Origin of the sequence: Candidatus Epulonipiscium viviparus (genome assembly GCF_000171335.1) — a bacterium.
Classification (GTDB): Bacteria; Bacillota; Clostridia; order Lachnospirales; family Cellulosilyticaceae; genus Epulonipiscioides; species Epulonipiscioides viviparus.
In genome coordinates, this window is sequence record NZ_ABEQ01000069.3 from 1 (window position 1) to 10,000 (window position 10,000).

At 38.1% G+C, this 10,000-nt stretch carries 9 protein-coding genes (1 of these 9 cut by a window edge); 1 reads left to right on the forward strand and 8 read right to left on the reverse strand.

The annotated features are described in order from the left end of the window. The 4 genes from EPU_RS12200 to EPU_RS09505 form a co-directional block, all read right to left on the reverse strand. Positions 1-237: alcohol dehydrogenase catalytic domain-containing protein (locus tag EPU_RS12200; RefSeq protein ID WP_044149998.1), on the reverse strand; the 237-nt coding region annotated here is incomplete at its 3' end. A gap of 21 nt (positions 238-258) precedes the next feature. Then, positions 259-1,107: a class II fructose-bisphosphate aldolase gene (locus EPU_RS09495; RefSeq protein ID WP_010168797.1), complete on the reverse strand. Its 849-nt coding sequence runs from the start codon at positions 1,105-1,107 to the stop codon at positions 259-261. Between the two features lie 30 nt (positions 1,108-1,137). Next, on the reverse strand, positions 1,138-2,529 hold the full coding sequence (locus EPU_RS09500; protein WP_029488315.1) for an L-fucose/L-arabinose isomerase family protein: 1,392 nt from the start codon (positions 2,527-2,529) through the stop codon (positions 1,138-1,140). 15 nt (positions 2,530-2,544) lie between these two features. Beyond that, positions 2,545-3,987, reverse strand: a complete 1,443-nt coding sequence (locus tag EPU_RS09505; protein ID WP_029488316.1) for an FGGY-family carbohydrate kinase — start codon at positions 3,985-3,987, stop codon at positions 2,545-2,547. Positions 3,988-4,096: 109 nt separating this feature from the next. On the opposite strand from EPU_RS09505, the gene EPU_RS09510 reads away from it, so the two are divergent. Further along, the gene (locus EPU_RS09510; RefSeq protein ID WP_010168803.1) at positions 4,097-4,936 is read left to right on the forward strand and encodes a PocR ligand-binding domain-containing protein; all 840 of its coding nucleotides are present in this window, start codon (positions 4,097-4,099) and stop codon (positions 4,934-4,936) included. On the opposite strand, the gene EPU_RS09515 is transcribed toward EPU_RS09510, so the two are convergent. The 4 genes from EPU_RS09515 to EPU_RS09530 form a co-directional block, all read right to left on the reverse strand. Continuing rightward, positions 4,937-6,532, reverse strand: coding sequence for a GGDEF domain-containing protein (locus EPU_RS09515; protein ID WP_198006416.1), 1,596 nt, complete (start codon positions 6,530-6,532; stop codon positions 4,937-4,939). It lies immediately after the preceding gene. A gap of 72 nt (positions 6,533-6,604) precedes the next feature. Continuing rightward, a complete protein-coding gene (locus EPU_RS09520) occupies positions 6,605-7,795 on the reverse strand; it encodes a leucine-rich repeat domain-containing protein (protein ID WP_010168807.1) in 1,191 nt (396 codons plus the stop codon). Between the two features lie 108 nt (positions 7,796-7,903). Continuing rightward, positions 7,904-9,775 carry a leucine-rich repeat domain-containing protein gene (locus tag EPU_RS09525; protein ID WP_029488318.1) on the reverse strand — a complete coding sequence of 624 codons (1,872 nt, stop codon included), beginning with the start codon at positions 9,773-9,775 and terminating at the stop codon, positions 7,904-7,906. A 186-nt stretch (positions 9,776-9,961) separates the two neighbouring features. Then, positions 9,962-10,000: the 3' portion of a Gfo/Idh/MocA family protein gene (locus EPU_RS09530; protein WP_010168811.1), read on the reverse strand. It continues 1,050 nt past the right edge of the window; the window shows 39 of its 1,089 coding nt (coding positions 1,051-1,089); its start codon lies beyond the right edge, outside the window; it ends in the stop codon at positions 9,962-9,964.

Sequence of the window (10,000 nt, forward strand, 5' to 3'; positions counted from 1 at the left end):
CACTGTATCTTCTTTGATATTTTTACCAATTTTTACAATTTCGCCAGTTCCCTCGTGCCCTAATATGATTGGCAAACACCCAAACGGATCAGCTTTATATTCATGAACATCRGTKCCRCATACWCCGCATCCTTCTACACGAATTAGCATTTCATCGTCACCAACCGCCGGAATATTATACTCTTGTATTTCAAAAGTTTTCACCGCTGTCATCATCGCTACTTTAGATTTATTCATAAGATCGTCTCCTTTTTCGCCTTAAGCATTTTTTGAGAATACTGCAATAGCCTTCTCCACATTTTCAGTCATATCAGCAATGGCTGCGTTAACTAGCTCGTGATAAAACATTACATCGGGATGCTCCGCCAAATATCTCTTTACACCTTCTGTTCCCGCTTTTGCCATATATGAATAATAATTGATCTTGCGGATTCCCAAATCTATCGCTCTGAGATAGTCTTCGGGGCTAACGCCAGATCCTCCATGCATAACGAGAGGCACATCCACCATCTGATTAATTTTCTCGATGCGCTCGAAATCCAACTTTGGTGCGGAAGCATAGAATCCATGTGCTGTACCAAAAGAAGCTGCCAACGCATCGATGCCCGTTTCTAGAACAAACTTGACTGCCAAGTCTGGGTCGGTATACATATCCTCCACTTTTCTGGTATCAGAAGAACCTGCCTCACGACCACCTAAGATTCCTATCTCCGCTTCTACACTGGCACCGTATTTTTTGGCAATGGCAACGGCAGCCTTCGTATTTGCTACGTTCTYATCATATGGTAGCAAGGAGCCATCATACATAACGGACGTAAAGCCAAGCTCTAGCGACTTTTCTAAATACTCCAATGTTTCGCAATGATCCAAGTGAACACATACCGGGATAGCTGCTGCCTTTGCAAGTGCAATCATCACTGGCGCAATATATCTAATAGGCACAACTTCCTCATGYACCTCCGCATGCATCAATATTACCGGTACATTATGTCGAGTCGCAACCTCCAGCACCGCTATAATATTCTCCAAATTTGGAGTGTTAAATGACCCAACGGCAATATTTCGCTCTTCTGCAATTTTCAAAACTTCTTTCATGGTAACTAACATTTTAAACTCCATTCCGTCATTAGTGACAATTTAGTCTATATCAATAATCTCATACTTTAGGTAGTACTTGAAAGCCTCTTCTAGCACTTTCTTCATATGCCCTTCTCCCACAGTCGTGTGGTGTTTAAATCCGTTTCTAGCAAGCTTATTTAATTTGTTTTCTAAATTTTCAATGGCCGCCACCCCTGCGCATCCAAAGTAGCCATCTTCTATTACATCTTCAGTAAATTCTCCTTCACTGAAGTAGATATATATCTTGCCATCCTCCATCTTGCAGTTAGAAAATGTCATAGGGAAGTTACGAATTCTGCCTTCATTTGATCCCCATCCATGTCCTGGATCTGTCTTTGCAATCATTTTGTGGTCTGTTACTTCACCTTTTCCTGCCATCAAACTTTGAGGCACTGGCCCGCAATGGAATAGGATGACYTTRTCTACGGCATCGCCATAGTTGTTGTTCCAGTCTAGGCACGCCGTTGCGTTCAATGATGCCAGATGCATTGCTCTCATTGTTATTGCCGAGCACAAGTCCATCTCGCAAGATGCAATAATTCCGCGATCGTTCAACTCTCCTAGCAATACACAAGGGCAAATGTGCAAAATATCTTCCATTTCATTCCAGCAACGTAGGGTAAGCGCATCCAACTTATATGCTGCTATATATTCATCTAACACAACACCTGTTTTGGCTAGGTTATTTAAATTTTCTTCGGGCACATTGTGGCAGTTGGTATAGTTTAGCAGAACATTTCGTTTGGCAACTACAGCGGCATCGTCGTTCGCTTTATTTTGTACCTTAAAAATCAGCTCTGATAAGTCGAATGATTCAATATTGATTCCATATCTTTGCGCAGTTAGCTCATCAAATCTTACAGTTTTAAACGCAGTAGTTCTGGCACCAATACAACCTACATTAAACGATTTCATTCCAGCAACAACTCGGCAAACTGCCGCAAAGTCTCTTAAATTTTCTGCAAATACTTTGGAGAGCGGATGAACTACATGCGGTTGAAAGACTGTGTACGGAGTTCTATATTGTTCAAATACATCTGTTACGCTAAACTTTCCGCAAAAGGCATCGCGTCTGTGAGCAAAATCTAGTTTGCCAATTTCATCGGGATAGGCTTGCATTAATATTGGCACTCCAGCCTTTTCTAAAGCTGTGATCGCACCATTTTCATCAATAAATATTGGCATACACAAAATGATTCCGTCAAAATTTCCACGATTTTCCTCTAACCACTTTGCATATAACCTACCTTCATCGCGAGTTTCTACTGCACCAAATCGCGTCGCATCTTCATCCATCATAATATACTCAAATCCAGCTTTTGTAACAGCTTCTGCCATTTCTGTTCTGGCATCTAGCAAAAGTTCTGCAGGCATAAAGCCTCTATTTCCAAAAAATAACGCAAACCTCATAATCATTCTCCTTTTCTATAGATAAAGTTTTGGATACAACTGTTTATACTCTTGATATAAACTTTGATATTCTAAAGCTCGAACAGCATTTGGAGCATAAGTTGCCTTCACCTCTATAAGTTTATCTGCGGCATCATGCAAATCCGCATATATTCCACAAGCAACACCAGCYAACATGATRCATCCCAAAGTTCCAGACTGCATTGAAGTTATGGTTAATATTTCTGTTTCCATGATATCTGCCTTTATTTTGAGCCACTCTTTAGAAGATGCGCCACCTCCYGTTGCATATATCTGGTTAATTTTTGCACCAGCTGCCGCAAACTTATCGAGATTCAATCGCATTTCATATGTTACGCCTTCCATCAGAGCTTGATAGATTTGCTCTTTTGTAGTTTCTAGAGACAACCCCACGATTGCCCCGCGTGCTTCTGGATTCATATAYGGAGTCCCTGCACCTGCGAAATGCGGAAGTATTAGCAACCCCGATGGATGATCGTTGTCAACACCTAGATTAAATTTTTCGTAATCTTCTAGCGGCGCAAATTGATTTCTATACCACTTTAGCAACGCACCTCCTGTATATGAAAATGCATATGTGATATATAAATCGTCAATATATGGCACTATCGCATACCCACCAGCTTGTAACATTTTGAGGTTGACACCTTTTTTGAATGTCGCAGTAATACATTCCACAGTTCCAGTTCCATCCACCGCCATCTGATCCCGCAGCACTCCAGTTCCAATCGCCGCTGCAACCTGATCATGGCATCCAGAAACTACCAATGGTCTATTCTCAAACCCCGCGGCAACAGCATCTAGCATCTCGCCTGCAATAGTTCCGGTAGGCACAACCTTTGGCAGCAGCGCCTCTGGTATTGCAGTAAAATTTAAAATTTCAGYRTTCCATGACAGACTTCGAATATCAAATGCCATAGTTCTGGTTGCCAGCGAATAATCGATTTGATGAATTCCAGACAGCTTGTAGACAATATAATCCTCTATTAAAGCTATCTTTTTGCACTGATGCCACACGGCAGGATTAGTCTTTTGGATCCACAGCCACTTCGAAACGCTATACATTTTTCCTGCAACCAAACCCGTCGCTTCATATATAAAATCCTCACCCAACGCTGCCACGATTGCTTGACATTCCTCTTCTGCATTAGGATCTGTAAATAAATATGCGGGTGTTAAAGGCTCATCATTAGCATCTAGCAATACACTCGCTTCACCAAATGATGTTACACATATCGCCGCTATATTAGGTACTATAATAGCAATTTCTTTCAGTATGGCAGCAACTGTGTTCCATATCAAATTTACATCGACAGTGTGCGCATCTTTTGTAATCGAAACGGCATACTCTTTATATACTTCTGCAACATACATATTATCTTTGTACACAGTACACTTGCTTCCGGTTGTTCCAATGTCTATCCCTGCAATAAACAACAGCATCACCTCGCTCAATTTTTTCCTTTATTATATTGAATTTTTGGCTCGATTAATATATAGTATAGTTCATATAATAGTAAATTTGTTCGCAATATTAGGAGAAGCTATGGAATTAATTTTTAATTATCAAGAGACAGAAAATATATTAGTAGATTTTTATAATTTGACGGGATTTCGCATCGCATTATTTGATGCGGAGTTTCAAGAAATTTTGGCGTATCCAAATCGCCTCTCAACTTTTTGCAAATTAGTTCGAGCAGATGAAGAACTTCAAAACATATGTAAGCAATCAGATTGCGTTGCCTTTTATCACAGTAAAMAAAGCGGCGAAAGTCTTTGTTATAAATGCCACATGGGCATGACAGAAATGATCGTGCCTATCAAAACAACTCACGGAATTATCGGATATGTTATGACTGGCCAAATTTATGAAAGTGGATCAAAATCGGATGAATGGGCTGCYATTGCAGAATATTTGAAAGGAAAAACCGTAGATTTGCAGGAACTCAAAAGGGTCTACCCCACCAAGCAAAGATTAAGTAAAAAGCAGGTTGCATCTGCATTTAATATGTTGCAGCTTATGACCTGCTATTTGTATCAAAACGAAAAAGTCGTTGCCAACAAAAATACCTTTGCGTATAAGTTGGATAGATTTATATTGGATAATGTGGCAGAAGATATTGACGTCAACATGCTATGCCGCGAATTTAATTACCAAAAAACTACATTTTATAAAATCACCAACGAGCTCTATGGACTTAGCATCATGAAACACGTATCGCAGCTGCGCATACAAATGGCCAAACACTTGCTATCGAACACAGACTTGCCCATAGCTATCATTGCAACAAAAGTCGGCATTGGAGATTATAACTACTTTAGCAAGGTATTTAAAAAGGAGGCCAAATGCACCCCCCGCGAGTTTCGTAAAAATAGTATTCAATAACTATATTTCTTCAAAGAAGAATTTGCTCTCAACAGCCGCTTCACTAAGTTTGTGTTTGTAGACAGTGAAAGTATTTTTGCCTAATTTTTTTGACTGATATAAGGCGACATCAGCATAGTGACATATCTCCTGAAAATCCATCATTTTCTCATTTGCAATGGCTATTCCTATGCTTGCTGAAATTGTAATATTTACATTGTCTTTCGAATACGTCTGTGTAATTTTTTCGCATATATCTTGGGCACGTTCGCTGATATTAATGTTTGCAGTCTTAAAATATACAATAAACTCATCTCCTCCGATGCGTCCTATAACATCTGCATCTTCAAAACTTTGCGTCAATTTCGCTGCAACATCTTTTAGCGCTCTGTCGCCTACGCTGTGACCTAAGTTGTCATTAACAGTCTTAAAGTTATCTAAGTCGATCATAAACATTATGCCTTCTGAATAATTTTGTAACAAGCTAGAAACGAGCATCTGTGTCGACTCTTTATTATACAATTCTGTAACCGGCTCCACCTCCGCAGTCAATGTTAAATTTTTGTATGGTTGAATATTTTCTATCGTTGTAATGGCTATAATCTCCCCTTTGCAATCTGCCAATGATGTATAGGCTCTATGCCAATTATATTCACCATTTTCGAGAAGTCTATACTCATATTTATATTCACGGATACCCTTTTTGTACATGTCCATCATATACGGAATACTGGTTGCCATCCCCACGCTTTTTCTATCATCCTTATAGATATGATTTGTGGCAAAGAATGCCATAAAGTTGCCATATGGAATACCTGCTAACTCTGTTTGCAGCTCCCCTTTGTTGCTATAGCTAATAACAGTTGCCGTGCTGCAATTAATTTCTAATGACATCATCGCATTGTTGACCACCATCGACTTGTATTGTTTTTCAAGATTTGTTGTAATTTTGAGTCGTTTATCCTCCAAAATCTCATATCCTATCATCATAAATAACATCGCATATAAAATTCCCATTATGCAAATTCCAAATCCTAGCTGTTGTACAAAAAATACTGTTAGATCAATCTTTGCTGTAAAAAATATCGAATTAATAATCACAGCAAGTAGTAGAAACGATACTATCATATATAAAATATTTAATCTATACGTATACTTACCCAATGCCTTCAAAAATTTGGGTTTAATCATTCGTAAAATTACAATCATTTCTACGCAGCTCAATCCCACAATTATCCATCTAATTCCTGTTAATAGCAAATGAGTATTTACAATATCATAAATAGTATAATTTGATACCAATGCCACAACAGCTCCCACAATTATGGTCGCCGCCATCAGATTGGTCATCGCTATAAATACGCAACTCAACTTTAAAACTATACTTCCTTCRAATGCCGAAAATACTAATACTGCATAAAGTATAATTAACATACTATATGTAATCACTGGTGACATTGACAATGTAAAAGCTGAAATTCCAACATACACTGCAATTGAAAACGACATCAAGCCAACCGATGCCCAACCCACTTTAAGCGACATTATTTTGCTAATCAAAAATACTAGCAACATATCCTTAAGAAAATAAGATAGAATAAATAAAATGTAAATCATCGTAATCTCCATTTTGTACCCCCAAAAAAATAATTTTTCTATCGTACTATGCTTATTCTATCAAACATCATATCATTCACCCAAAAAACTAGTACGTTCAAAATCTCTGTCATCATAATACATAACGCGAACTGCTGGTGTATTGAAAAAAGCCGTTGAATTTACATCTGTTTCTTCTGCAATCGCCACAGATTTTAAGCTTGGATTATAGCTGAATGCACCGTACCCTATCTTCTCCACACTCTCTGGCACCACTATTGCTGCAGCCAGATTTTTACAATCAAAAAAGGCGAAGTTGCCTATCTCTGCAACAGAATCTGGTATCGTCACTTCTAGTAGGCTATCGCAACTTGCGAATGCATTTTCGCCTATCGCTACAACGGCTACATTGTTGATTGAAGCTGGAATTGTAGCAATAGTAACGGTGCTTTCTGCATCAATTATTGTGCCCGTTGCTGGATCAAATTGAATCCTTCCCTCCTCGACGCCATCCACATATACCCAGTTCGCCAGCTCTTCTATATTATTGTTATACGTAAAAATATTTTTGGGCAGATGGAGTTTCAAGCTATCTAAAAAATCTTCCGAGCCTTCATAATTGATCCTAGATAAAACTGTATCATTAAAAGCAAATAGGTTGATATAATTTACACTTTCTGGAATATTGGCAGTATGCAATCGATCGCAGTCGTCAAATGCCGTCGCACTCATCTCCTCAACTCCCGGCATTAATGTTACCGTTTGCAAACTATCACAAGTTTTGAATGCATAATTATAAATTTTCTCTACAGTTCCTGGAATRGTTAGCGTGGTAATTCCCTCGCAATCGAAAAATGCACCCACACCAATCTCTCTAACGCTGTCTGGTATATTCAGCGATTTCAATTCATCGCATGATCCAAATGCCATAGCATCTATCGCTTCCAACCCAGCAGATAATGCCAACGCTTCTAATCCATCGCAACTGTTGAAGGCACCTTCCCCAATATACGTAATGGAATCTGGCATTGCAACTACACGCAATTCATTTATGTTATCAAACGCCTCTTTGCCAATAGCCTGAACTGGCACGCCATGTATCTCTGCAGGAATAAATGCCCTTGTTACAGTGTCCTCAGCAGCTGTTATCGTTCCTGTCTCCGAATTAAATTTGATTTTACCTCCTTCTATTCCAGCGACTTCTATCCAATCTGATGCATAAGATGGCATTGTGACCGCTACCATTGTCATCATTACTGCAATCGTCAAAAATTTTTTATTCACAGACTAGCTCCCTTCAAAATATAATATATTTCGATTTCATATAAAAAATCGTTCCGCAACAAAATAATAACATATCGATATGTATTTTTAATGTTCCTTAAACTATACTTAAAGCACTGTCGTTCCTTCTAAAACATCTACATTCAAATCTTCCCATTCCTGATCAGTGCCTCCAAAATATATAATTTTTAAACTATTACATCCCTTAAAAGCATCTGCTGCAATAAAAGTTATCGTCTGAGGCAAAATTATTGACGTTAGACTAATGCAATCGAAAAATGCTAGATTACCTATTTTTTGCACTCCATCCAAAACCGTTGCTGTTGCCAAACTTGAGCAGCCAAAAAACGCAAAATTCCCTATTGTTTCCACACTCTTTGGAATAGTTATTTTTTTCAGACTAACACAATTTACAAAAGCATTGTCTCCTATCGATTTTAGCCCTTCTGGGAGTATAATTTCAGTTAAATTTACACAATCGCTGAATGCCCAATTTCCAATAAAAGTAATAGTTTTAGGCAACGTCAATTTTGTTAAAGTATCTAACTGTCTGAAAGCATCTTCTGCAATAGCTACAACCGGCGTTCCATTTATAGATTCCGGAATATTGGCAACMGTAACTTCCTCGGCCGCTGTTATCGTTCCTGTTAACGCATCAAATTGAATTCTTCCACTTTCGATTCCTGGAATTTCGTTTGAGGTATACCAAACCTCGTCTGAAGCTGGTCCTTCGCTTTCATAGACCACCATTGCTTTTTGGGTTAAAACTGGTCCCAATGCTTCCCAAGTTACTTTTGTTCCTCCATAATAAATCGTAGTCAAATTTGTATTGTATACCAAACTCATAGGATCTATCAGCATTACACTACTTGGTATTATAATCTGTTCTAGGCTTGGCATATATCCAAATGTATTATAATTTATTTCGGYAACATTTTCTGGAATTGCTATTGTCTTTAAACTATCGCAGCTATAAAACGCAAARTCTCCAATATATGACAGTTTTGCTGGCATTGTTATTTTGGTGAGCTTGTCGCAATCAGCAAATGCGCCGTCCCCAATTGCCGTGACAGCAACTCCATTTATGTATTCTGGAATTTCTGCAACAACTACCGATGCCTCTACAACTTTTATAGTTCCTGTTTTTTCGTCAAATTGAATTTTTCCGCCTTCTATTCCGTCCACTTCTATCCACTTATTTAGCAAATCCATATTGCTCTTGTATATAATGGCAGCTTTTGTAATTCCSGAATTTAACGATTCCCACTGTTCTCTAATTCCTTCATAGTACACCATTTTTAAATTACTGTAAAAAACATCTTTACCTAAATATACTACACTTGTGGGTATGCTAACCGTTGCCAATTGATCGCAGTTGTTAAAAGCCCAGTCCCCTATCGACGTTACATTATTTAATATAGCCACTGTTGTTAGGCTATCACAATTATTGAATGCGCTGTTTCCTATTATATTTACACTTGCTGGTATTGTTATATTAGGTAACTTGCTACAATACGCGAACGCACTATTTCCGATGTGTTCGACACTAGGCGGAATGCTCATATATGACAAATTACTGCAATAATAAAATGCCTCATCTTCTATAACTCGTACACCTGTAGATATTACTGCTGTTGTGAGATTTTCGCACCCAGAAAATGCTCCATGACCAATCGTCGTCACTGTATCTGGTATTGTTACTGCTATCAAATTTTTATTTTGATAAAATGCATAATCTCCTATTGCTGTTACAAGCACTCCGTCAATCCGTTCTGGAATGTTCATAATAGTAACAGTAGCATCCGCTTCTACTATTGTGCCAGTGCGACGATCAAACCGTATGCTTCCACCTACAATAGCCGGGTGAGAAATCCACTCGCTAACAGTTGTAGCTTCTCGACTCAACTCTGTCGCTGCAGTATGAGTAAGTGGTAAAAATAATAATGCTCCCAGAGCCAATACCTTAAAATTTTTTCTCATTTTTTAGACTCTCCTTAATATGTATTTATTGCTTGTCATAATTCATTATATGAAAAATTAGTCAAAATATGTTTTAGATGTATAATGAATCTTAGTATATATATATGCAAATTAAACTTAAATAATAAATAAGATTCAAAAAAAATAACGAGAAGCTTTTTTAGCCTCTCGCCATTAAACCTAAACTTAATATCTTGCATTTCTACATAATTGCTTTGGTTGACT